At 63.0% G+C, this 22,674-nt stretch carries 17 protein-coding genes; 5 read left to right on the top strand and 12 right to left on the bottom strand.

Annotated elements, in window-relative coordinates; all coding sequences use genetic code 11:
- Nucleotides 1–13 precede the first annotated feature (13 nt).
- Nucleotides 14–3,235, bottom strand: coding sequence for a SusC/RagA family TonB-linked outer membrane protein (locus DLM85_RS17345; RefSeq protein ID WP_111479377.1), 3,222 nt, complete (start codon nucleotides 3,233–3,235; stop codon nucleotides 14–16).
- A 944-nt stretch (nucleotides 3,236–4,179) separates the two neighbouring features.
- Between DLM85_RS17345 and DLM85_RS17340 the strand changes: the two genes are divergently transcribed.
- Together DLM85_RS17340 and DLM85_RS17335 are read left to right on the top strand one after the other, a co-directional pair.
- On the top strand, nucleotides 4,180–7,443 hold the full coding sequence (locus DLM85_RS17340; RefSeq protein ID WP_111479376.1) for a SusC/RagA family TonB-linked outer membrane protein: 3,264 nt from the start codon (nucleotides 4,180–4,182) through the stop codon (nucleotides 7,441–7,443).
- Between the two features lie 15 nt (nucleotides 7,444–7,458).
- A complete protein-coding gene (locus DLM85_RS17335) occupies nucleotides 7,459–9,114 on the top strand; it encodes a SusD/RagB family nutrient-binding outer membrane lipoprotein (protein WP_111479375.1) in 1,656 nt (551 codons plus the stop codon).
- 80 nt (nucleotides 9,115–9,194) lie between these two features.
- Here DLM85_RS17335 and prfB read toward each other — a convergent pair.
- The 8 genes from prfB to DLM85_RS17295 form a co-directional block, all read right to left on the bottom strand.
- A protein-coding gene (gene prfB, locus DLM85_RS17330) for a peptide chain release factor 2 (protein WP_111479374.1) occupies nucleotides 9,195–10,272 on the bottom strand; the annotation gives its coding sequence in 2 pieces (ribosomal slippage) (nucleotides 9,195–10,220 and nucleotides 10,222–10,272; 1,077 coding nt in all).
- Nucleotides 10,273–10,439: 167 nt separating this feature from the next.
- Nucleotides 10,440–11,504 carry a branched-chain amino acid aminotransferase gene (locus tag DLM85_RS17325; RefSeq protein ID WP_111479373.1) on the bottom strand — a complete coding sequence of 355 codons (1,065 nt, stop codon included), beginning with the start codon at nucleotides 11,502–11,504 and terminating at the stop codon, nucleotides 10,440–10,442.
- Between the two features lie 63 nt (nucleotides 11,505–11,567).
- Nucleotides 11,568–12,122 (bottom strand): cob(I)yrinic acid a,c-diamide adenosyltransferase, encoded by a 555-nt coding sequence (locus tag DLM85_RS17320; protein ID WP_111479372.1) that lies wholly within the window; start codon nucleotides 12,120–12,122, stop codon nucleotides 11,568–11,570.
- A gap of 147 nt (nucleotides 12,123–12,269) precedes the next feature.
- Nucleotides 12,270–12,992, bottom strand: coding sequence for an ABC transporter ATP-binding protein (locus tag DLM85_RS17315; protein WP_111479371.1), 723 nt, complete (start codon nucleotides 12,990–12,992; stop codon nucleotides 12,270–12,272).
- Nucleotides 12,993–13,004: 12 nt separating this feature from the next.
- Nucleotides 13,005–15,722, bottom strand: coding sequence for a tetratricopeptide repeat protein (locus DLM85_RS17310; RefSeq protein WP_111479370.1), 2,718 nt, complete (start codon nucleotides 15,720–15,722; stop codon nucleotides 13,005–13,007).
- 3 nt (nucleotides 15,723–15,725) lie between these two features.
- Nucleotides 15,726–16,013: an Asp-tRNA(Asn)/Glu-tRNA(Gln) amidotransferase subunit GatC gene (gene gatC / locus DLM85_RS17305; protein WP_111479369.1), complete on the bottom strand. Its 288-nt coding sequence runs from the start codon at nucleotides 16,011–16,013 to the stop codon at nucleotides 15,726–15,728.
- Nucleotides 16,014–16,058: 45 nt separating this feature from the next.
- A complete protein-coding gene (locus DLM85_RS17300) occupies nucleotides 16,059–16,871 on the bottom strand; it encodes a lysophospholipid acyltransferase family protein (protein WP_111479368.1) in 813 nt (270 codons plus the stop codon).
- A 114-nt stretch (nucleotides 16,872–16,985) separates the two neighbouring features.
- Nucleotides 16,986–17,549 carry an NUDIX domain-containing protein gene (locus DLM85_RS17295; protein WP_111479367.1) on the bottom strand — a complete coding sequence of 188 codons (564 nt, stop codon included), beginning with the start codon at nucleotides 17,547–17,549 and terminating at the stop codon, nucleotides 16,986–16,988.
- A 260-nt stretch (nucleotides 17,550–17,809) separates the two neighbouring features.
- Between DLM85_RS17295 and DLM85_RS17290 the strand changes: the two genes are divergently transcribed.
- Together DLM85_RS17290 and DLM85_RS17285 are read left to right on the top strand one after the other, a co-directional pair.
- On the top strand, nucleotides 17,810–18,061 hold the full coding sequence (locus DLM85_RS17290; RefSeq protein WP_111479366.1) for a hypothetical protein: 252 nt from the start codon (nucleotides 17,810–17,812) through the stop codon (nucleotides 18,059–18,061).
- 156 nt (nucleotides 18,062–18,217) lie between these two features.
- Complete coding sequence (locus DLM85_RS17285) at nucleotides 18,218–18,793, top strand: ribonuclease HII (RefSeq protein WP_111479420.1); 576 nt, start codon at nucleotides 18,218–18,220, stop codon at nucleotides 18,791–18,793.
- A 164-nt stretch (nucleotides 18,794–18,957) separates the two neighbouring features.
- On the opposite strand, the gene DLM85_RS17280 is transcribed toward DLM85_RS17285, so the two are convergent.
- The 3 genes from DLM85_RS17280 to DLM85_RS17270 all read right to left on the bottom strand — a co-directional run bounded on the left by DLM85_RS17280 (nucleotide 18,958) and on the right by DLM85_RS17270 (nucleotide 21,415).
- A complete protein-coding gene (locus DLM85_RS17280) occupies nucleotides 18,958–19,410 on the bottom strand; it encodes a response regulator (RefSeq protein ID WP_111479365.1) in 453 nt (150 codons plus the stop codon).
- A gap of 79 nt (nucleotides 19,411–19,489) precedes the next feature.
- Complete coding sequence (locus DLM85_RS17275; protein WP_111479364.1) at nucleotides 19,490–21,025, bottom strand: sensor histidine kinase; 1,536 nt, start codon at nucleotides 21,023–21,025, stop codon at nucleotides 19,490–19,492.
- Nucleotides 21,026–21,046: 21 nt separating this feature from the next.
- Nucleotides 21,047–21,415 (bottom strand): CZB domain-containing protein, encoded by a 369-nt coding sequence (locus tag DLM85_RS17270; protein WP_165822182.1) that lies wholly within the window; start codon nucleotides 21,413–21,415, stop codon nucleotides 21,047–21,049.
- 151 nt (nucleotides 21,416–21,566) lie between these two features.
- On the opposite strand from DLM85_RS17270, the gene gcvT reads away from it, so the two are divergent.
- Nucleotides 21,567–22,670, top strand: a complete 1,104-nt coding sequence (gcvT, locus tag DLM85_RS17265) for a glycine cleavage system aminomethyltransferase GcvT (protein WP_111479362.1) — start codon at nucleotides 21,567–21,569, stop codon at nucleotides 22,668–22,670.
- Nucleotides 22,671–22,674: the final 4 nt, after the last annotated feature.

Raw genomic sequence — 22,674 nt, 5'->3', positions numbered from 1 at the left:
TCAGCAGGAAGAATTAAAAGTCGAGGTTGATGCCGGCCGTGACGGTGCGCACCTGCGGGTTGGAACGGTTGTCGACGCCGTAGCCGATGTTGCTGGACGCGCCCTCGTTGGCGGCGGAGTTGACCTCCGGATCAGCCCCCGAGTACTTGGTGAACACCCACGCGTTCTGCACCATGGCAAACACGTTGGCCCGCGACGAGCCGAACTTCTGGCTAACGGCCGCCGGCAGCACGTAGGAGAGGCGGACCTGCCGCACGCGCAGGAAGTCCCCTTTCTCCATGAAGCGCGTCGAACTGTTCTTATCCGTGTTGTCGCCGACGAACAGGCGCGGAACATTCGTCACGTCGCCCGGGCTCTTCCACCGGTCTTTGATTTCAACAAAGTTGTTGCTGACGTAGTTCGTCAACATGCTGGAGCGGGTGGCGTTGTAGAGGTAGTTGCCGCCGCTGTACTGCAGGAACACCTCCAGTTGCAGGCCTTTGTAGGAGAACGTGTTGTCAAGCCCCCCAAACCAGGTCGGGAAGCTGGTTTTGCCCGTCCATACCCCATCGGTAGCGGTAGTAGCGGCCGCTACCGGTTTGCCGCCGACGGTCGATTCGCCGTTCTGCTGCCAGGTTTGCGTCGTCGGGCTGTACTCGCGCAGGTTGCCGTTGGCGTCGTACCACTGCGGGTTGCCGTTGGCCGGATTCACGCCGGCCCACTGCAGGATTTTGTACTCCGTGATGGAGTGGCCCTCGCTGGCGCGGTGGAAAACGGCGTTCGGCGCGATAACGTCCCCACCGGTCGACAGTTCGGTAACCCGGTTCTTGATGACGGTGTAGTTAAACGACGACGTCCACTTAAAGCCGGTCGGCGTTTCCACGTTGGTCGTGTTGACCGTCAGCTCCACCCCGCGGTTGTACATCTTACCCACGTTGCGGGCAATAACGCCTTGGGGAATACCCGTGCTGTAGATGGCCGGTACGCCCAGCAGCAGGTTGTCGATGTTGTTGTTGAAGTAATCGAAGTTGATGCTGATCCGATCCTTGATGATGGAGGCATCAAAGCCGATGTCCAGCTTCTTGCCCGTCTCCCAGCGCAGCGCCGGGTTGGTCAGCTGGTTGATGCCGTAGCCCTGGAACGGACCGTACTGGCCCTGCCCGATCAGCGTCGACGAAGCGTAGGAGGGAATACCGGCGCTGTTGCCGACGAGGCCGTAGCTGGCCTTCAGCTTCAGGTCGTTGATGACGCTGATATTGCTCATGAAAGCCTCCCGCGAGATGCGCCAGCCGGCCGAAACGCCGGGGAAGAAGCCCCAGCGGCGCGTAGTGCCGAAACGGGAGCTGCCGTCGCGGCGGGCCGTAAACGTGGCGTAGTACTTGTCCGAAAACGAGTAGTTCAGGCGGCCAAACAACGACTGCCACGCCGTCACGTCCCGCGAACCGCCTTGGTTGGACTGCGCCTGATCGAACAGGCCGGAGTACACGTCCTTGAACTTCTCGTCGGAAATGAACGCGGCCTGGCTGAACGACGATTCGTACGTCTCCAGGTTCTGCTCGTAGCCCGCCGTGGCGTCAATGTTGTGGTTGTCGCCGAACAGGTGGGAGTAGGTGGCGTAGTTCTGCCAGGTCGAGAGCGTGTTGTCAGCCCGGAACTTCTGCACCAGGCCGCCCGAACCCGGACCGGCCTTGCCGCCCCAGTCGTAGCCCAGACCGGCAATGGTCGGGTCGTTGTACTGGTACTCGTAGTTGTTCAGGTAATCCAGCCCGAACTTGGTCGTGATGCTCAGGCCTTTCAGGGGCGTCAGCGTCAGGTACGAGTTGCCCAGCAAACGGCGCTGGGTGTTGTTGTTTTTCTGCAGGTTCAGGTTGGCAATCGGGTGGAAGAACCGGTTCAGAATGAAGGGCGTCATGGCGCCTGCATTGTTGAAGCCCAGCCCGCCGTCGCTGCCCACCACGCTCCCATCGGGGTTGCGGAAACCGCCCAGGCCAATGTTCAGCGCGTCGCTCAGGTTGTACCCGCCGCTGTTGTTGTACGCCGGCACGTTGGGCGGCGCGTTGTAGGCCGCTACGGTGGCCCCGGCCAGGTACTTATCCGTCAGCACGCCCTGGTTGAGGGCGTGGTTGAAACCGATGTTAACACCGGCCTTCACCCAGGTCTTGGGCGTCAGCTCCATGTTGATGCGGCCGTTGGCGCGCCGCAGGCGGTTGTTGATCAGCGAACCTTTCAGGTCCGAATAGCCCACCGAGGCGTAATAGCTGCCTTTGTCGTTACCGCTGGTCAGGGCCAGCTGGTAATCCTGCATGAAGCCCTTGTGGTACACCTCCTTGAGCCAGTCGGTGTCGTCTTCCACCCCGTCGCCGTTGGCGTCGCCGTTGGCGGCCGGCGCCCCTTTGCCCGCGTTGAGGAACTTCTCGTTGGTGATGTCGCGGAAGTCAGCGGCGTTGAGCAGATCAGGCAGGCGGGCCGCCTGCATAAAGCCCGTCGAGGCATTCACGGTCAGTTTGGCCTGGCCGTTCTTGCCTTTCTTGGTCGTGATGAGGATTACCCCGTTGGTGGCGCGCGAACCGTAGATGGCCGCCGCCGAGGCGTCCTTCAGCACCGTCATCGACTCGATGTCGTTCGGGTTGATGTCGGCCAGCGGATTGTAGCGCACGCCATCGGTCATGATGTTCATGTTGCCGAATTCCGTCATCGGAATGCCGTCGACCACGAACAGCGGCTGGGAGCTGCCGTTGATGGAGTTGATGCCGCGGATGCGCACCGTTACCGCGTCGCCGAGCGTACCGCTGGTGTTGGTAATCTGCACCCCGGCAATCCGGCCGGCCAAGGCTTGGTCAGCGCTCTGCACCGGCTGCGAGGTCAGCTTGGTCTGATCAAGCTTGGCAAACGAGCCGGTGATGTCCTTGATGTCCTGCGAACCGCCGTAGCCCGTCACGACTACCTCGCTGGTCATCTTCGTGTCGGTGGCCAGGGCGATGTTGAGCGTCGTTTCGTTGCCCACGGGGCGCTCCATCGTCTGGTAGCCCACCGAGCTGATGCGCAGGGTTTTGCTGCCAGCGGGCAAATCCAGAACGTACGAGCCGTCGGCGTTGGTCGACACGCCAACCGTCGTGCCCGGAACCACAATCGTTACCCCGGGAATGCCTTCGCCGGTGCTGCGGTCAGTGACACGCCCGGACAGACTCCGGGTTTGGGCATTTGCTTGGTGCACAATGGCGGCCAAGGGTATCAGGCCCAGTAAAAGTTTGTTCATGCGGTGAAAAAAAGGGATGATGGGTGTGTGAGGAGGTTTAGGCTGGGGGTGGTCGAGGGCACTCAGGGAAAAGGACGCAAGATGGCTAATTAAATAGCTAAGAGTGGATATCTATAGTTGGGGTAAGTAATGAGCGTGCTAATATAAAGGGTTCACGCTCAACGTACCTACCTCATTAGCTGAGTTGTGCGGATTATGTTGGCCGAACGCGGGCCGTAATGCTCTTTTGCCGCCGCTCGGGGTATGGTCCTGAAGCAATTATGCCGGCCGCACCGCCACGGCCGCGAGGTATTAATAATGCTGGCGGTAATGCGCTGGCCGTAAGGGACACGCAACGCCGGCGCCCGTTGCGCATTGCCGCTTGCCCGACGCCTGCCAGTTCCTGAGTCGTCCCCGAAAAGGTCTGGCCTGGGCTACATCGGCCATAAAACCAGCCCTGTAGAATATAAAGTATCCGTCCTTTGGTCCTACTCCAGGTGTTGCCGGCAAACTTCAGCCGGCGGGAGGTGCAAGGCACGTTGCGCTGGGCCGAAAGCGGTAATTCGGGACAATCAATAGAATATAGTAACGTCAAGGGCTGGCGCGGACGCCGAAAACCTGCCGGATCAAGCTGCTGGTCCGGTCTTAGCAGTAGCTTGGATAAATCCAGTTATTCTTTAATACTATTTTAATATTTTTTATTTTTATCAAAAGCGCTTATTTAGTGCTGGAAGCCGGATCTACCTGAGTTGCCAAGGGTATGTAGTTGATCGACAGGGAGGTGCGTTGGGGAGTAAGGAGTGGGCCAGCGACGGAGGGGGTAACTAGCGAAATGAGATGTTGAGGCTCTTTTTTTTGAGGTTATTGCATCCTATGGGCGTTTTTTGCCAGAATCCATTTATAGAGCGAATACAAACTTTGATTATATTTGGCGACACTCATTCACCATCACTCACTTTCTACAAATGAAAAAACTTCTAGTAGCGTCGCTGCTGGCGGCACCTCTTATGGTGCACGAGGCAGCAGCGCAGAGCCGATCCATCTCGGGTCGCGTTCTGGATGCTTCCAGTGGGCAAGGACTACCTGGTGTGACGGTTCTGGTAAAGGGTACTACTAACGGCGCTTCCACGAACGCCGACGGCTCGTACACCCTCAACGTACCGGCTGACGCCTCTACCCTCGTCTTCTCATCTATCGGCTACGTGACGATTGAACGTCCGGTAGGTAATGCTTCGGTTATCAACGTAACGCTGGCCAATGACACCAAGCAGCTCGGTGAAGTGGTCGTTACGGGTGCCCTGGGCATTCAGCGTCAGGAGCGGCAGGTAGGTTATGCTACCGCCACGCTTGATACCAAAGAAGTTACGCAGGCCCGTGTGACCAACGTAACCAACGGCCTGACTGGTAAAGTATCCGGTCTGCAGGTACAAACCATCGGTGCCGGTGTAAGCCCGCAGGTGCGCGTTACGCTGCGCGGCAACCGCTCGCTGCTGGGTAACAACGAAGCCCTGATCGTTATTGATGGCAACATCTCTACCAACGATGCACTGCTCGCGCTGAACCCGGACGACGTGGCCAGCATCTCGGTGCTGAAAGGCGCCAACGCCGCCGCTCTCTACGGCTCGCAGGCTTCGAACGGCGCTCTGGTAATCACCACCAAGAAAGGCTCCGCCACGTCGCAGGTCACGTTCTCGCAGACGTCGCAGTTTGAATCTATCTCGTTCCTGCCCGACTTCCAGACGCAGTTTGGTCTGGGCGCCAACTCGTGGAACCAAACCCGCGAGCCGTACGCCCCGAACAACGAGGTCGACCTGAACGAAGACTACCAGTACAACAGCTTCGAAAACCAGCAGTTCGGCCCCCGCTTCGACGGTGTGGTACGCCCGCTGGGCAACGTGCTGGCCGACGGCACCACCCAGATGATGCCGTACGTCGCTCGTGAGGACGAAAAGCGCAAGTTCTGGAACACGGGCTACCAGATGCAGAACTCGGTGACCTTCTCCGGTGGAGACGAGAAAACCAAGTACTACGCCTCGTACCAGAACGTGCGCAACAATGGTATCGTGCCCAAGGACAAGTTCGACCGTAACACGTTCCGCTTCAACGCCTCGCACGAGTTCAACCGCCTGACGGTGGGCACCAACGTATCGTACACCCTGCAGCGGGTAGACGCAACGTCGAACCTGACCCGCGACGAGTCGGTGTACTGGAATTGGTTCAACACCGGCGTGCAGGTGCCGCTCACCTCGTACAAAGACTGGAAGAACAACCCGTACGCTACGCCCGACGGCTACTACAATAACTTCTACCACAACCCGTACTACATCCTCGACAACAACCGTACGAAGGATAACCGTAATACGCTGATTGGTAGCATTGACCTGTCGTACAAAATCTTCGACTGGCTGCGTGCCCAGTACCGCATCGGTATTACCAACATCGACCAGTCGAGCCTGCAGAGCCAGGACCGCCTGCGCCTGAGCACCTACACGCTGGAGCACACCTACAAGAGCTACCAGCCGGGCGGCTTTGTACGTGACATTGCCAGCAACCAGAACCGCATCAACTCGGATGCCTTCCTGAGCATGGACAAGTCGTTCGGCGACATCACCCTGCAGGCCATCCTGGGTAACAACGTGCAGCAGTTCAGCTCCAACTACCGCAACGTGGCTTCGGCCGGTCTGTCGGCTTCGGGCCTGTTCAACCTGTCGAACCGCGTGGGCAACCTGACCGGCGCCGACGCTTCGGCCCGGGTTCGTTCGTACGCGTTCTACGCCGACGCTACCGTTGGCTACAAAGACTTCGTGTACCTGCACGGTTCGGGTCGCTACGACAACGTATCGAACCTGAGCAAAGACAACCGCAGCTTCTTCTACCCGGCCGTCGACGCATCGTTTATCTTCAGCAACGCCGTTCCGGCTCTGAAAGACGCTTCGTTCCTCGACTACGGTAAGATTCGCGGCGGTATCACCAAGGTAAGCCAGATCAACCTGGGCGGTACCACCTCCGGCGCTTTCAACAGCACGGTGGGCGTGTACCAGAGCTTCGGGGCTTACCGTCTGGACCCCACGCTGAGCCTGGGTACGGGCTACCCCTTCGGCGCCACGGCTTCGTACACGGCCGACAACGAGCAGGTGAACCCCGCGCTGACGCCTGAAACCACTGTTTCGTACGAAGTAGGTCTGGAGCTGAGCTTCCTGAAGCGCCGCGTAGCCGGTGCGGTGACCTACTACAAGCAGAACAGTAAGGACCAGACCATTCCGGTCAGCATTTCCCGCGCCACGGGCTACTCCTCGAACCTGATCAACGCCGGGGAAGTGGAAAACACCGGGGTTGAAATCGACCTGAACCTGACGCCGGTGCGTCTGGACAACGGCTTCAGCTGGACCGTTGGTGGCAACTTCAACTACAACGCCAACGAGGTAATCTCGCTGCCGAACGGCCTGACGCAGCTGGCGCTGTCGTCGGGCGGTAACGCGCAGGTGTACGCCATCCCGGGCCAGCCGTTCCCGATCCTGCGTGGCTCGTACTACCAGCGTGCCCCCAACACCAACCTGATTGCCATGGCCCCGACCCGGAACACGTACGATCCGACGGGCGACCCGACGCAGTACTACTTCCCGGTTAAAGCAGGTGACCTGATGACCTTCGGCAACACCCAGCCCAAGTATCGTTACGGCTTCAACACCTCGCTGACCTTCAAAGGCATCACTTTGGCTGGTCAAGGGGAACTTCGCACGGGCTACGTAGTGTATAACTCTATCGGTGAGGACCTCGACTTCACCGGCAGCGGTGCCCGCAGCGCGCAGTACGACCGTCAGAACTTTGTGTACCCCAACTCGGCTATTCCGCAGACCGACGCCAACGGCAACGTGTCCTACGTGCCGAACACCTCGGGCGTGACCCCGGGTGGTGCCGAATTCTGGGCGCAGAACTCGACCTGGAACCGCACGGTGGCTGAAAACTACGTGACTTCCGGTAAGTTCTTCAAGATCCGCGAAGTGTCGCTGGCCTACGCGCTGCCCACGTCGGTGGTATCGAAAGTCGGCTTCGTGAAGGGTGCTTCGATTAACTTCTTCGGTCGTAACATCTTCACGTGGGTGCCGAAAGAAAACATCTACACCGACCCGGAATTCAGCTTCTCGAACTCCAACGCCATCGGTATCAACACCAACCTGAATACGCCGCCTACCAAGTTCTACGGGGCAACGCTGAACGTAACTCTCTAAGCTGCTCTTACATCCATGAAAGTACTACCCAGAATCCTGTTTGCGGCAGCGCTTACGGCTGCTACAACCAGCTGCGAGAAGTTTCTCGATATCAACACCAACCCGAACGCCTTCACGGCGGAATCGGTAACGCCGGACGTCGTGCTGGCGCAGGCGCTGAACACCACGGCCGCCATCTACACGGGTAACACCCCCAGCTACAACAGCTACGCCAGCTGGGCTGCCGGCTACTGGACCAAGACCAACACCGTCAGCGGCTACGGCGAGGAGCAGACCTACAACTACTCGACCTCGTACTACGCGGGCCTGTTCGACAACACCTACGACAACCTGAATGACTACAACATCATTCAGACTCGTGGTACTGCCACCGGCTACCCGAACCACGCCGCCATCGGCCGCATCATGAAGGCCTACGGCTTCCTGCTGCTGGTCGACCAGTACGGGGACATTCCGTACTCGCAGGCGCTGAAGGGTGCTGGCGCCGTGACGCCGTCTTACGACAAGGCGCAGGACATCTACAAAGACTTGGTGGTGCAGCTGACGGGTGCCGTGGCTGACATCAACACGGCCGCCGCTGATGCAAGCTCGCGGGCAGTTGGTACCGAAGACATCGTTTTCGGCGGCAACATGACCAAGTGGAAGCAGTTTGCCAACAGCCTGAAGCTGCGCATCCTGCTGCGCGAGTCGCAGACGGGCAACGCCACCATCGATACGGAAGTGCGCACGCAGCTAGCTGCTCTGCGCACGGCTCCGGATGGTTTCATTACCTCCGACGTGGTGGTGCAGCCTGGCTACGCCCAGAACGCCAGCCAGCAGAACCCGCTGTACAACCGCTACGCCTACACGGTAGCCGGTACCGGCGCCACGGAGCGTAACTACCAAGTTCCGACGCAGTTCATCATCGACCAGTACAACACCAACAACGATCCGCGCGTTTCGCAGCTGTACACGCTGGGTGCTCGTGTGATTGGCGGCGTGAACACGCCGGGCTACGTTGGCGGGGTACTCGGCGAGGCTTCGCCTCCCACGGTTGGTACGGCTACGGCCACCACGCGCCAGGCTTCGCGCTTCCGGGGTACGGAATCGGCCACGGCCAGCGGCGGTATCTTCAAAGGCCTGACCCAGCCCACGCCGCTGATGTTGCTGGCGGAGCACCACTTCAACAAGGCTGAAGCCGAAACCCGCGGCCTGATGACCGCCTCCGGTGCGGCCGATGAAGTACTGGCCAAGCAGGATTTCCTGGACGGCATCAAGGCTTCGTTCCTGTACTTCTACCGTCCTGCTACCACCACGCTGGGTGCCATCAACGGTGCCACGCTGGCTTCGCAAACCACGGCCAATGCCGCTGGTATCGCGCAGTTCAACACGTACATCACGGCCAATACCACGAACCCGCTGGTGAACTACGACCTCGCCGTGGCCAACAGCCTGGGCAAGCAGTCCGTTATCATCTACCAGAAGTACCTGGCGCTGAACTCGGTGGCTAGTGTGGAAGCCTGGGACGACATCCGTCGTACCGGCCTGCCGCGCATCCCGCTGTCGGTTCAGGCAGCTCAGAACAAGCTGCCCACGCGTCTGCTCTACCCGCTGAGCGAGTTCAGCACCAACCTGAGCAACGTACCGACGGTTGATCAGTACACCAAAATCTTCTGGGACGTGGTTGACTAACCGCCCCGAAGCCAAAAGAAAAGGGCCGCCCAAACTGGGCGGCCCTTTTCTTTTGGCTTCAGTGAAGGCTGCTGAAGCGCTTAGTTTTCCATCAGCCATGCTTTGATGTACTCGTCCAGGTCGCCATCGAGGACGTTCTGTACATCGGTGCGCTCCACCCCGGTGCGGATGTCCTTGATGAGCTTGTAGGGGTGCAGCACGTAGTTGCGGATCTGCGAACCAAAGTCGATACGCTTCTTGCCGGCTTCCACTTCGGCGCGGGCCGCGTTGCGCTTGTCCATTTCAATCTGGTACAGGCGCGACTTAAGCATGCGCAGGGCGTGTTCCTTGTTCATGAGCTGGCTGCGCTCAATCTGCACGGCGATGATGATGCCGGACGGGGCGTGGGTGAGGCGCACGGCGGTTTCCACTTTGTTCACGTTCTGCCCGCCGGCGCCGCCGGCCCGAAACGTGTCCCAGCTGATGTCGGCGGGGTTGATGGTGATGTTGATGCTGTCATCGACCACCGGGTAGGCAAACACCGACGCAAACGAGGTGTGCCGCCGGCCGCTGCTGTCGAACGGGGAGATGCGCACGAGGCGGTGCACACCGATTTCGCTTTTGAGGTAGCCGTAGGCAAACTGTCCGTCGATTTCCAAGGTGGCCGACTTGATGCCGGCGCCTTCGCCCGGCTGGTAGTTGACCTCGCGCACCGTGAAGCCGTGCTTTTCGCCCCACATGATGTACATGCGCATGAGCATCTCGGCCCAGTCCTGGCTTTCGGTGCCGCCCGCGCCGGGGTTGATTTCGAGAATGGCCGAGAGCTGGTCTTCCTCGTTGGAGAGCATGCGCTTGAACTCCAGCTGCTCCACCGCCTGCACGGTCTTGTCGTACTCCGCTTTGATTTCCGTTTCGGTGGCCTCGCCTTCCTTGTAGAAATCAAAGAGCACGTCGAGGTCGTCGAGGGTCTTCTCGGCGGCTTCGTAGTCGTCGGTCCACACCTTGATGCCTTTCAGCTCCTTCAGGGTGGCTTCGGCCTTTTTGGAGTCGTCCCAGAAGCCGGGCGACTGGCTTTGCTGTTCCAGGTCGGTTACCTGGGCTTTGCGGTTATCGTAGTCAAAGGTACCTCCTCAAGGCCTCCACACGGCCTCTCAGGTCTTTCACTTGCTCTGCAGTCATAGGGGTCTGCGCGAAAGGGTAGCGGGGTGAGAAAAAACGGACCGGAAAGCGGCCCGGGCTGCCGGCGCGGCAGCGGAATGCGGGCAAAGGTAGTCCGATAAACAGCGCCGCCCGCTGCCGGCCGGTAAATGGCCGGCAACGGGCGGTTGCCTGGTAGTGTCGGGGGCTTATACGCGCACCATCCAGTTGTGCGGGTCGGGCGCCTGGCCGGCACGGATGGCGTCGAGGGTTTTGCCGACGCGGCGCGAGAAGGCCGCATCGGTCAGCTCGGGCAGGGTGTAATCGGTGCCCTCGAAGCCGATGACGGCAATGGAGGCAATGGTTGCGGCCGTGCCCACGCCGAAGGCTTCCTGCAGGGTGCCGTTCTGGGCCGCTTCCACGATTTCGTGCACCGACACCTTGCGCTCCTCCACCGGCATGCCCCAGTCGCGGGCCAGCTGCAGCACGCTCTTGCGGGTGATGCCGTCGAGGATGGACGTGCTAACGGCGGGGGTTATCAGGCGGCCGTCGATGACAAAGATGGCGTTCATCGTGCCCGACTCCTCCACGTAGCGGTGCTCGGAGGCGTCGGTCCAGATCAGCTGGTTGTAGCCGTCCTGCTGGGCCAGCTTAGTGGGGTACATGGCCGCGCCGTAGTTGCCGGCATTCTTGGCAAAGCCGGCGCCGCCCTCGGCCGAGCGCACGTATTTCTCCTCGAAGCGCACCCGGATAGGCTTGTTGTAGAACGCGCCGGCCGGGCAGGTGATGATGACGAAGCGGTAGGTATCGGACGGGCGCACGCCCAGCAGGCCGTCGGTGGCGAACATGAAGGGGCGGATGTAGAGCGAGTAGCCGTCCTGCGAGGGCACCCACTCAGAATCGAGGCGCACAAGCTGCAGCAGACCCTGCATAAACAGCTCCTCCGGAATTTCGGGCATGCACATGCGCACGGCCGAGAGGTTCAGGCGGCGGCAGTTGTCGGTGGGGCGAAACAGCTGCACCTCGCCCGAGGTGGTGCGGTAGGCTTTCATGCCCTCAAAAATGGCCTGCCCGTAGTGCAGGGCCGAGTTGGCGGGGCTCACGGCCATGTCGCCGAAGGGCACAATCTGGGGTTCCTGCCATTCGCCATTGGCATAGTCGACGACGAACATGTGGTCGGCGAAGGTCTTGCCAAATTCGATGTTGGCCGGGTCAAGCTCACCCAGGCGCGAGGCCGGGGTGCGCTGCGTGCGAATCGTCAGCGTATCAAGCATGAAAGTGGAGAGGGAAAGAGGGGGAATGCAGAAAAAAAGGGTCGGGTACGAACGGAGGGGAAGCTACGCTTTTTGGCGCGGCTGCCAGGTTACTTCTTCGGCGCCGAGGGCCTGGGCCATCCAGCGTGCCAGTACAAACAGATAATCGGAAAGCCGGTTCAAATACTGCACCACCAGATCGGGTACGAAGGAGTCTTCGCGCAGGGCAATGGCGAGGCGCTCGGCGCGGCGGCACACGCAGCGGGCCACGTGCGCGTGCGACACGGCCGGGTGGCCGCCGGGCAGGATAAAGTGGCGCAGCTCGGGCAGCACCTCGTTGAGGCGGTCCATTTCCTGCTCCAGCTCCAGCACGTCGGCGGCGAGCAGGTCGGGCAGCTGCATGCGGGAGCGTTCGGGGTCGGAAGCCAGGGTGGCGCCGATGGTGAACAGGCGGTCCTGCACGTGCTTGAGCAGGGCGCGGTGGGGTAGGTTCACGTCCTGGTCGCGCACCAGCCCCACCCAGGAGTTCAGCTCATCGACGGTGCCGTAGGCTTCGATGCGCAGGCTGGATTTGGGCACGCGCGTGCCCCCGATCAGCGAGGTAAGGCCTTGGTCGCCGGTGCGGGTATAAATCTTCACGGGAACGGGCAGAAGCAGGTAAATGAAAAGGCAAACGGCCGTTCGTAAGAAAGCCGTTTTACCGAAAGTTACGGGAAAAGAAATGCCCCGGCTATTAACCAGGGCAGGTTCTTGACAGCCAGCGAGCTGCTATATAGTCGTCGGGGCTTACGAATGCACCACGGCGTGGTGGGCGCGCACGTCGTGATTGGGCTGGTCGGTTTCGATTTCGCCGTCGCGCAGGCGCACGATGCGGTGGGCGTAGCGGGCAATGTCTTCCTCGTGGGTCACCATGATGATGGTGTTGCCGCGGGCGTACAGGGCCTCAAATAGCTCCATGATTTCGTAGCTGGTCTTGGAGTCGAGGGCGCCGGTGGGTTCGTCGGCCAGCAGCACGCTGGGATTGTTGACGAGGGCCCGGGCAATGGCCACGCGCTGGCGCTGCCCGCCCGACAGCTCGTTGGGCTTGTGCTTGGCGCGGTCGTGCAGGCCCACCGAGCGCAAGGATTCCATGGCCCGCTCCTCGCGCTCCGACTTGGAGTAGCCGGCGTAGATGAGCGGCAGGGCCACGTTGTCGAGGGCCGTGGCGCGCGGCAGCAGGTTAAACGTCTGGAAGACGAAGCCGATTTCGCGGTTGCGCACGTCGGCGAGCTGATTGTCGGTCATGCGGCTCACATCCTTGCCGTTCAGCACGTACGAGCCGGTGGTAGGCGTGTCGAGGCAGCCGACGATGTTCATCAGCGTGGATTTGCCGGAGCCCGAGGGGCCCATGAAGGCCACGTACTCGCCCCGCTTGATGCTGATGGTGACGGAGCGCAGGGCGTGGATTTCCTCGGTGCCCATCCGGTACACCTTGGAAATATTGGAGGTTTGGATTACAGGCGGCAGCATGATGGGTTGGGGTTAGTTCCAGGGTGCTGCGGCGGCCTGGTGGATGACGCGCCGTTTTTCGTATTGGCTACGAAATATAGAATATTCCGGAGATGAAAGCAACATGGAAAGCTTATACTGTGCATCGGCCGCGTATTCGTCCAAACCCGCGTCGGCCGCGGCCAGAACGAAGCTTTTCAGCAGGCGCACCGATTCTGGATTGTAGGACAGGGCCCGGCGGGTCAGTTCGTAGGCGGTAAGCGGGTCCTGGTTCTGGGTGAAAAACGCGGCGGCCTGCAGCGTGCCGGCCTCATCGAAGGGGTCGACCTGGGCCAGGCGCTGGTACCGCGCGGCGGCGGCTTTGGAGTCCTTTTGGGCCAGCTGGGCGGCGGCAGCGTATTCCCGGGCCAGCGGGCGGGCCTGGGTTGCCGGGGCGGGCACCGCGCCGCTGAGCAGGCGCTGCAGGCCTGGCGCGGCCCGGGGGTGGACCCTGGCGGCGCGGGTAGCCAGCTGCCGGGCCGAATCGGGGCGGCCGGCCCAGTACCACGCATAAGCGGCGGGCAGGGCGGCGTCGGCGTTGCCGGCCTGCTCGGCCCGCGAAAGGCGGGTAGCCGCGGCCCCATAGAGGCCTCGCTCCAGCAAATACGTGCCGAGCACCTGCTGATAGTAGCCCTCGGAAGTGCCGGTGGCCAGGGCTTCAAGCTGGTCGAAGCCGGCGGCGGGGCGGGCGGCCCGCAGCTGCAGCAGGCCGCGCAGGAAGGCCAGCTGGTCGTGGAAATTCTCGTTGCTGGGCACCCGCTGCAACTGCGTCACCAGCGGCAGCAGGGCAGTGTCGCGGCGGGCGGCCTGGGCCAGGCCCGCGTGGTAGAGCTGGGCAAACTGCGCCACGGTCAGGGTGGAGTCGACGGCGGGGCGGGTGGCGGCTACGGGCTGAAAGCGGCCCTGCAGCAGCTGGAGCAGCGCGGCGTTGTTTTGCCAGGCGGGCCAGGTGGGCTGCGCCGCTTCGGCTGCCGACTCGCTGGCGGCCTTGAGTTGGCCGTTTTTCAGCAGGAAGGCCAGCCAGTTGGTGCGGGCCACGGGGTTGTCGGCGTCGGCGGCGAGGCTGCGGCGCAGGTAGTACTGCACCGAGTCGGTGAGGGCCGAGCGGGTGTAGAGCTGGGCCATTTCGGCGTTGAGCCGCGGGCGGGCGGGCAGCTCGCGTAGGGCCTGCCGCAGAATCTGCTGGCGGTCGAAGAAGTCGGAGGGCTGATCGAAGCGGGCCCCGAGGCGCAGAAACACCTTCTCGTTGGACTCGCGCAGCAGCGTGGTGCGCAGAATGTTGATTTCGTTCTGGCGCTGGTCGCGGGCCTGGTAGAGGGCAGCGCGGCCGAGGGCGGCGCGGGCGTTGCGCGGGTCGAGCTGGTCGGCTTCGGCGTAATAGCGCTCGGCCAGGGCGGCCAGGTAGAAGTTATCGGGCTGCTGCTCCGCTTGGTAGCGCGTCAGGTCGCCGAGCTGAATAAACTCCCCGCTGCGGGCGCGGGTGAGCAGGTCGAAGTCGTTGCGCATGAGCACCGCCACCACGATGCCCGTGGCCAGCAGGTACACCACGAAAAAGGGCACGCGGCGCGGGTCGAAGGCCACGCGGTGCACCTGCAGCTTCTGGCGAATCAGCGGGCCGAAATTCAGCAGCACGTAGAGGAAAAAGGCCGTGCTCAGGGCCAGCAGAACCAGGTTGACGGCTTCGCGGCCGGCCTGCAGCAGCGGCTCGTTGGCCGTGGCGGCGGCGTAGCCCACGGCGGCCGTGGCCAGCAGCGTCAGGACCAGATACAGCGGCGCGGCGGCCGGCAGGGGCAGCCAGCTGTGGTAGGTAGGACGGCGCCGCGGCAGGCTCCACCAACCCACTACGGCCGCCAGCAGCAGCACAAAGTAGGGCTCCAGCTTGAGGCCCGGTAGCACGGCCAGCTGCCCGCCATTCCAGTAGTACAGCCCCAGCATGCCCAGCAGCAGCCCGCTCGACAGCACAAAGGGCAGCAGGCCGAAGCGGCCGCGCGGACTGGCGCCCTGGGTGTTCAGCCAGAGCAGGCCGTAAATCAGCTCGACGCCCACCCAGATGCTGAGCAGCAGCACGGCCAGGGAACCGGCCAGGGTGCCGTTGGCAGCCAGGTGCAGCACCACGTACGCGGCGGGCTGCGGGGCTTGGAGCAGCAGCAGGGACGCCAGCCCGCCGAGCAGGGCCGCAAACAGCAGCAGGCGCCAGCCCAGGCTTACGCCCTCAAAAAAGGCGTGCAGTAGGAAAGCCGGCACTAGCAGCGCGGCCAGTGTCAGCATCAGGAAATACTGGTGCTGCTCCCCGAACACGCCCAGTGCATCGAGGTTCAGCGACATCAGCAGGAAGATGACGGGCACGGTGCCAGCCACGAAGGCCGGCCGCGCCTGCTGGCTGACCACCGCCAGCCATACCACTAGGCTCAGCGCCAATACAACACACCAGGCCGCCGCGGCGTCGGGCCAGAGCAGGGGGCCGGCCACATCGTAGGTCTGGGTGATGGCGTAGCCGTTGGCCTGCAGGGCGAGGCTATCGGCGCCGGCGGGCAGCCGGGCCACCGTCACGGGCACCGGGGCCAGCTGGGCCACCGTGCCGACGGGCAGGGTGTGGTCGTTGCCGGTGAAATAGGCGAAGACCGTCAGGCCCAGGGCCAGCACCAGCAGGGCACCGAGGGCCCGGAGAAGAAAGCGGCCGGCCGTGGGGCCGGCCGGGGAAGGAGCCTGCACGCGCTATTCCAGAACTTTAGGTACGCGGAAGTAATCGGAGTCCTTGCGCGGGGCGTTTTTCAGGCCCTCGGCGTGGCTTACGGTGTTGCGCGGCTCGTCGGGGCGCATCACGTTCAGCTCGTAGCTCAGGTGCACCAGCGGCTCCACGTGGCTGGTGTCGAGGTTGTTGAGCTGGTCGACCCAGTTGAGAATTTCGTTGAGGTCGGCCAGCATTTTCTGCTCGTTGCCCTCATTGAATTCGAGGCGGGAGAGGTGGGCCAGTTGGCGCAGGGTATTCAGATCGGTGCTCACGGAGGGGCAGGAGGTTAGGTTCGCAAGAGAAAAAAAGCGGCCGGGTCAGGCTTTGGCGGCCGGTTGCGCCGCGGGCCGGGGCTGGGCGCGCAGGGTGCTGGCGGGCGGAATGCCGGCCGCCGCCGGGTCGAATTCACTGGCAATAATACGCGCCACGCGCTCCTTTAGTGCCGGAATGTCGGCCAGGGTTAGGCCGGTGGTCGGAATGGGCTCGTGAATCACGATGCGCAGCTTGGAAAAGCGCACGCGCAGGCCCTTCACGTCGGGCATGAAGCGGTGGTTGTAGGGCATGGTGACGGGCACCAGCGGCACGCCCGTGGCAATGGCCAGCTGAAACGGCCCGTCCTTGAAGGGCAGCAGCTCCTCGGACGGCTTGGGGGCAATGGCGCCCTCGGGAAAGATGATCAGCGAGCGGCCCGCTTCGAGCGTCTGCCGGGCCTGCACCAGGGAGCGGCCCCGGCTCACGGCGCTGGCGCGGTCGACGGTGATGTAGACGCGCCCGAAAATCGGCCCCCAGAGCGGCGTTTTGGCCAGGGAGCTTTTGCCCATGATGTTCAGGTGACCCGGAATGGCCTTGAACAGCAGCGGAATGTCGATGTAGGAGCTGTGGTTGGGCACGTACAGCACGGGCTGCCCGGCCGGCACGCGCCCGCGGATTTCCACCGACACGGGCACGCCCCACATGCGAATGAAGAGCATGGACCACCAGCGGTTGAGCCCGTGCAGGTAGCGGTGCCAGCGCGGCTGGCGGGACAGCAGCACCTGCAGGGGGTACGTCACCACGAAGGGGAAGACGAACCAGAACGTCGCCCAAGTAGTGTACAGGCGGTGACCAATAAAACGCAGCAGCCGACGCATACCTACAAAGGTAACAGGTGAGGAGTGACACGTGATAGGTGAGGAGTAACACGTGACACGTAACAGTTGACAGGTTGGAAGACGCGTTGCTCGTTACCTATCACCTGTTACGTGTCACCGATTACCCAGCACCAGGGCCGCTTTCAGCAGGCCGGCCACGCTGATGGCGTCCGTGATGCGGTTGTCCATCACCATCTGGATGGCCTCGCGGAAGGGCAGCTTCCAGAGGTGCAGCTCCTCGGTTTCCTCGTGCTCCATCTCGCCCTGCTCCAGGTCTTCGGCCAGGAACACGAAGCCCTCTTCGTCGGTGACGGAGTTGGAGGGGTGCAGGCGGGCAATGTTGGTCCAGCGCCGGGCCGTCAGGCCGGTTTCCTCGCGCAGCTCCCGCTGGGCCGATTCCAGGATGTCCAGCTCCACCGGCCCGCCGCCCATCGGAATTTCCCAGCAGTATTCGTTGAGCGGGTAGCGGTACTGGCCCACCAGCCAGGTGTTGCCCGCCGCGTCGATGGGCACGATGCCCAGGGCCTTGTTTTTCATCGTGACCACCCCGTAGATGCCGCGGCCACCGCGCGGGTTGATAACCTGATCTTCGCGCACGCTGATCCAGGGGTTCTGGTACTTCACTTCCGTGCTGAGCACCTGCCAGGGGTTGTGGGTTTCGTCGGGAGCCGGATACATGTGGGGCGGGATATAAAGTCGTCGGGAGGCAAAGCTACGGGCGTTTGGCTGCTGCGCCGCCCCGGGGTGCTTCGGTTTTTCGGGCCGCCGGGCGCCGGGAGGCTGGGCCCGCCGCCCGCGGCAGGGCCCAGTGCGGCCCGCCCACCGCGGCGCGAAAAAAAACGGCCGCCGGCTTAACATAGAGTTAACTTGATATCAGTGAAAGCCGTAACTTCCAAGTAAGCTGGCCGCTGACATTCCGGCCAGTCATCCGCACTCTTATGGCCAATTCGCAAAAAAACTCCGCCAACCAAAACACCAACGGCACCAGCGGCGACCCGCTCTTCAACCTGAAGCACGCCCAGGCCGAATCGGAACTAGAGCAGCAAACCGGCGGCCTTGGGCCGCTGACCAACGAATACATCAGCACCGACGAAGACGCCGAACTGGACGAAGGCCCCCGGGACAGCCAGGGCCTGCGCCGCGGCGAATCTGCCGATAACATCATTGGCAGCACGGCAGGCAAACACTAAGAGCCACCACCAAACCAACACTAGGCACCTCCTTTCATGCCTATTTGCGGAACCGCCCGCCGGGACGTCAGACACCCCGGCGGGCGGTTCTTTTTGCCCGCGAGGGGCGGGGTGGCGCCCACCGAAGCCCGCCGGCGGGTTACTTTTGCGGCCATTATGCTTCCCGTTTCCTTTACCGCCCAGCCCCACGAGGCCGGCCTCGATGAAGCCGGCCGCGGCTGCCTGGCCGGGCCCGTCTTCGCCGCCGCCGTGGTGCTGCCGCCCGATTTTCAGGCCCCCGGACTCACCGATTCCAAGCTGCTCAGCGCCAAGCGCCGCGAGCAGCTGCGCGACGTCATCTGCCGCGAAGCCCTGACCTGGGCCGTGGCCGAAGCCTCGCCCGATGAAATTGCCAGCATCAACATCGCCCAGGCCAGCTACCTGGCCATGCACCGCGCCGTGGCCCAGCTCGGCCTGCCGCCCACGCACCTGGCCGTCGACGGCAACCGGTTCCGGGCCTATCCCGGCATCGAGCACAGCTGCATCATCAAGGGCGACGGGAAGTACCAGAACATTGCCGCCGCCTCGGTGCTGGCCAAAACCTTCCGCGACGAGCGGATGCGCGACCTGGCAGCCGAGTTTCCGCAGTACGGCTGGCAGCAGAACGCCGGCTACCCCACCGGCCAACACCGCGCCGCCATCCGCCAGCACGGCCCCACGCCCCACCACCGCATGGGCTTCCGGCTGCTGTAGGACGGTGAGATGGTGAAATAGTGAAATGGTGAGTTTGATGTTCGGACACCCTGAATGCGCAGACGGCCCCGGCAACACGTGTTGCCGGGGCCGTCTGCGCATAGATACTGGGGATGGGAAGGTGCCGCGTGAACGTTAACTCACTATTTCACCATCTCACTAGTTCACCGCTGCGCTTCCTTCAGGCGCAGCAAATCCAGGAAGAGGCTGAAGCCGTCGACGGTGGAGCCGCCTTCGCCGAACTTGTCGAAGTTCAGGGGCTTGATGATGTAGCCGCTCACGGCCAGGTCGCGGGCCTTGAGGCGGTCCGATTCGAGGTCGGAGGTGGTCATGATAAACACGTTCAGGCCCACGAACTCGGGGTCGGAGCGCAGCACTTCGAGCAGCTCCAGGCCGTTCATGCGCGGCATGTTGATGTCGAGCATCACCACGCTGGGCTTGGGAATCTGGTCCCGGTCGCCCTCGCCGCGGAGCAGGGCCAGGGCCTCGCGGCCGTTGCGGGCTACGTAGAGCGGAACGGTGATGCTGTGCTTGCGCAATTCGCGCTGCACGTTCATGATGTCCATCTGGTCGTCTTCGACGAGCAGAATACTGGCTGGGGCGGTATCGGTAGACATGGGGGGAAGCGGCTGGAAAACGCCCGGCGCGAAGTGAGGGTGGCACGCCGCCGGTCCTGGCCTATACGGCAAGGTAGCGTCAATGGATGATACCGGCCGGGCGGGCGGCCGCCGCGGCCCCGGTGCGGGCGGTGGTTTTGGGCCAGGTGAAGATGAACGTGGAGCCCGCTCCCTCGCTGGATTCCAGCCGGATAGTGCCGCCGTGGCGCTCCACGATTTTTTTGACGATGGCCAGTCCCACGCCGGTACTTTCCAGCGTGTCGCGCTCCGTCAGCGTCTGAAACAGGACGAACACCCGCTCGTGGTACTCGGGCGCAATGCCCGGGCCGTTGTCGGCAATGGTGAAGGTGTACTCCTCGGTGGTTTCGCGCAGGCCGATGCGCACGAGGCCGTGGGCGGGGTCGTGGTGGTACTTCAGGGCGTTGCTGATCAGGTTGCTGAACACCTGCTGCAGCTCCACCCGCGAGGCCGTCAGCACCGGCAGGTAGGGCGGCAACGTCACCCGGAAGCCCTCGGGCGGGGCCAGCGAGTCGATGATTTCGGTGAGCAGCTCGCGCACGTTCACGCGCTCCTGCTGCTGCTGCACCCGCCCGATGCGCGCCAGCTCCAGAATGCCGCTGATCAGGTTTTCCATGCGGTGGGTGCGGGTGCGCATCAGCAGCAGGAACTCCCGGATGTGCTCGGGCAGGGTCTCGTCCATGTCCTCCTCGATCCAGCGCGAGGCGCTTTCGATGCCGCGCAGCGGGGCCTTCAGGTCGTGCGACACGACGTAGGCAAACTGGTCCAGCTCCTGGTTGCGGCGCTCCAGCTGCCCGATGGTCGACTCGATGGTGCCGGCCATGGAATTCAGCGAGGTGGCCAGCTCGCTCAGCTCGTCGCGGGCGTCGTCGGTGAGGCGCACGTGGTACTCGCCGCGGGCAATGCGGGTAGCCAGCTGCACCATGCCGTTGATGCGCCGCGAGAGCAGCCGCGCCAGCAGCCCGGCCCCGATCAGGCCGAGCACCAGGGCCAGCAGCGTGAGCACCACCGACAGCACCCGCGTCTGCCGGATGCTCTGGGCCAGCTTGTCGCGCTGCTTGTCGCGGGTGGCCAGCTCGTCGCGGTCGAAACCGCGGAAAATGACCCGGATCTGGTCCATAAGCTCCTTGCCGGTGCCGTCCTCCACCAGCTCGCGGTGCTCCATGCCGTCGACGCCTTCCTGGCGGGGACTGCGCTTGCGGGCGGCGCGCTTGTCGGCCACGAGCAGGTGCGAGTAGGCGGCCCACCGCTCGTACAGGGCCTGGGCGCGCACCATGCGGGCGCGCTGCGGGTCGTCGAGGCCGAACTCGTCGCGCAGGGCGGCGAAGGAGCCCAGCAGCTGCCGCTCGCCCTCGTAGTAGGATTCGAGCAGGCCCTCGTTGCCGACCAGCAGGTAGCCCCGGTAGCCCGATTCCATGTCGACAATGCTGCGCAGCATGCGCGTGGCCTGGGCCGTGCGGTTCTGCGAGTGGGCAATGCGCTCGGAGTTGCGCAGCACCTGCCGCGACAACTGATAGTTGACGATGCCCACCATCACGAACAGCATCGCAATGGCCAGGAACCCAATAAAGAGGCGGGTGGAAAGCTTCAGCTTCATGCACGGGGGCCGCGCCGGGCGCTAGCGGGCTTCTTTACGCAACTTGTGCTCCAGGGTGTTGAGCAGGCCCAGCACTTCTTCGGTGAGCGGGTTGATGGCGCGCAGGCCGCGCATGGCCTCGTCGGCGCGGCCGGCCTGGTGCAGGTCCATCAGGCGGTTGGCTTCGTCGTGCACGCGGCGGTGCGTCTGGTCGAGCTGCCGGGTTTCGGGGTAGCGGCCGAAGCGGGGCAGGGCCACGTCGCGAATCCACTCGCCCAGCGGGCATTCGTCGGCGCTGCGCACGGGCGTTTCGTTGCCGTCGTTGCCGTAGAGGAAGCTGCGCAGGCGCGCTTTGAATAGTATGTGCTTGAGCCGGGCAGCTTCGAACTCCCGTTTCAGGTCTTCGTCCATTGGGGTGGGTAGGGCTGCCCGGCGTGCGGCCGCCGCGACAGGGGTTAGGCCTATACCGCATTGGGTGCCGCCGGGTTTTGGGCTACTTTTGCCGGGCCGGCCGCCCGGCCCCGTTTCTTCCCCTTTTCCCCGAACTGCAAGCCCCGCCCCCATGAGCGACCTGAAGACCGTCGTGCTCAACGACGTGCACCAGCAACTCGGCGCCAAGATGGTGCCCTTCGCCGGCTACAACATGCCCGTGCGCTACTCCTCCGACCTCGACGAGCACCACACCGTGCGCCGGGCCGTGGGCATCTTCGACGTGTCGCACATGGGCGAGTTCCGGGTGCGCGGGCCGCGGGCACTCGACCTCATCCAGCACGTGACCAGCAACGACGCCAGCAAGCTGGCCGACGGCAAAGCTCAGTACTCCTGCCTGCCCAACGAGGACGGCGGCATCGTGGACGACCTGCTGGTGTATAAAATGGCCGACGAGGACTACATGCTCGTCGTCAATGCCTCCAACATCGAGAAGGACTGGAACTGGATTCAGCGCCACAACGTGGCCTACGGGGCGGAGATGGAGAATATTTCCGACCAAACCAGCCTCTTCGCCGTGCAGGGTCCCAAAGCTGCCGAGGCGCTGCAGCCGCTGACCGACGTGGACCTGGCGAGCATTCCGTACTACTCGTTCGTGCAGGGCACCTTCGCCGGCCACCCGAACGTCATCATCTCGGCCACGGGCTACACCGGCGCGGGCGGCTTCGAGCTCTACATCCCGAACGAGGCGGCCGTGGACATCTGGAACCGGATCCTGGAAGCCGGCAAGCCCTTCGGCCTGAAGCCCATTGGCCTCGGCGCCCGCGACACCTTGCGCCTGGAAATGGGCTTCTGCCTCTACGGCAACGACATCGACGACGCTACCTCGCCGCTGGAAGGCGGCCTGGGCTGGATTACCAAGTTCACCAAGGACTTCGTCAACAGCCAGGAGCTGGCCAAGCAGAAGGAGCAGGGCGTCACGCGCAAGCTGGTAGGCTTCCTGATGGACGGCCCCGGCATTCCGCGCGCCCACTACGAGCTGGTGGACGAAAACGGCAACCCGGTGGGCGAGGTCACCTCGGGCACCCAGTCGCCGAGCCTGAGCAAGGGCATCGGCCTGGGCTACGTGAAAACCGAGCTGAGCAAGCCCGGTAGCAAGATTTTCGTGCAGGTGCGCGGCAAGAACCTGCCCGCCACCGTCACCAAGCTGCCCTTCGTGAAAGGCACGGAGGAGTAACAGG

Origin of the sequence: Hymenobacter edaphi (genome assembly GCF_003258365.1) — a bacterium.
Taxonomy (GTDB): domain Bacteria; phylum Bacteroidota; class Bacteroidia; order Cytophagales; family Hymenobacteraceae; genus Solirubrum; species Solirubrum edaphi.
This window is presented reverse-complemented; position numbering and strand designations above follow the sequence as displayed.

Excerpts from the sequence above, each read along its gene's own strand:
- DLM85_RS17295 (WP_111479367.1), bottom strand. The coding sequence starts at position 17,549 with ATGTATCCGGCTCCCGACGAAACCCACAACCCCTGGCAGGTGCTCAGC.
- DLM85_RS17285 (WP_111479420.1), top strand. The coding sequence starts at position 18,218 with ATGCTTCCCGTTTCCTTTACCGCCCAGCCCCACGAGGCCGGCCTCGAT.
- DLM85_RS17345 (WP_111479377.1), bottom strand. The coding sequence starts at position 3,235 with ATGAACAAACTTTTACTGGGCCTGATACCCTTGGCCGCCATTGTGCAC.
- DLM85_RS17315 (WP_111479371.1), bottom strand. The coding sequence starts at position 12,992 with ATGCTGCCGCCTGTAATCCAAACCTCCAATATTTCCAAGGTGTACCGG.
- DLM85_RS17335 (WP_111479375.1), top strand. The coding sequence starts at position 7,459 with ATGAAAGTACTACCCAGAATCCTGTTTGCGGCAGCGCTTACGGCTGCT.
- DLM85_RS17300 (WP_111479368.1), bottom strand. The coding sequence starts at position 16,871 with ATGCGTCGGCTGCTGCGTTTTATTGGTCACCGCCTGTACACTACTTGG.
- DLM85_RS17270 (WP_165822182.1), bottom strand. The coding sequence starts at position 21,415 with ATGGACGAAGACCTGAAACGGGAGTTCGAAGCTGCCCGGCTCAAGCAC.
- DLM85_RS17280 (WP_111479365.1), bottom strand. The coding sequence starts at position 19,410 with ATGTCTACCGATACCGCCCCAGCCAGTATTCTGCTCGTCGAAGACGAC.
- DLM85_RS17325 (WP_111479373.1), bottom strand. The coding sequence starts at position 11,504 with ATGCTTGATACGCTGACGATTCGCACGCAGCGCACCCCGGCCTCGCGC.
- DLM85_RS17340 (WP_111479376.1), top strand. The coding sequence starts at position 4,180 with ATGAAAAAACTTCTAGTAGCGTCGCTGCTGGCGGCACCTCTTATGGTG.
- DLM85_RS17290 (WP_111479366.1), top strand. The coding sequence starts at position 17,810 with ATGGCCAATTCGCAAAAAAACTCCGCCAACCAAAACACCAACGGCACC.
- gcvT (WP_111479362.1), top strand. The coding sequence starts at position 21,567 with ATGAGCGACCTGAAGACCGTCGTGCTCAACGACGTGCACCAGCAACTC.
- DLM85_RS17275 (WP_111479364.1), bottom strand. The coding sequence starts at position 21,025 with ATGAAGCTGAAGCTTTCCACCCGCCTCTTTATTGGGTTCCTGGCCATT.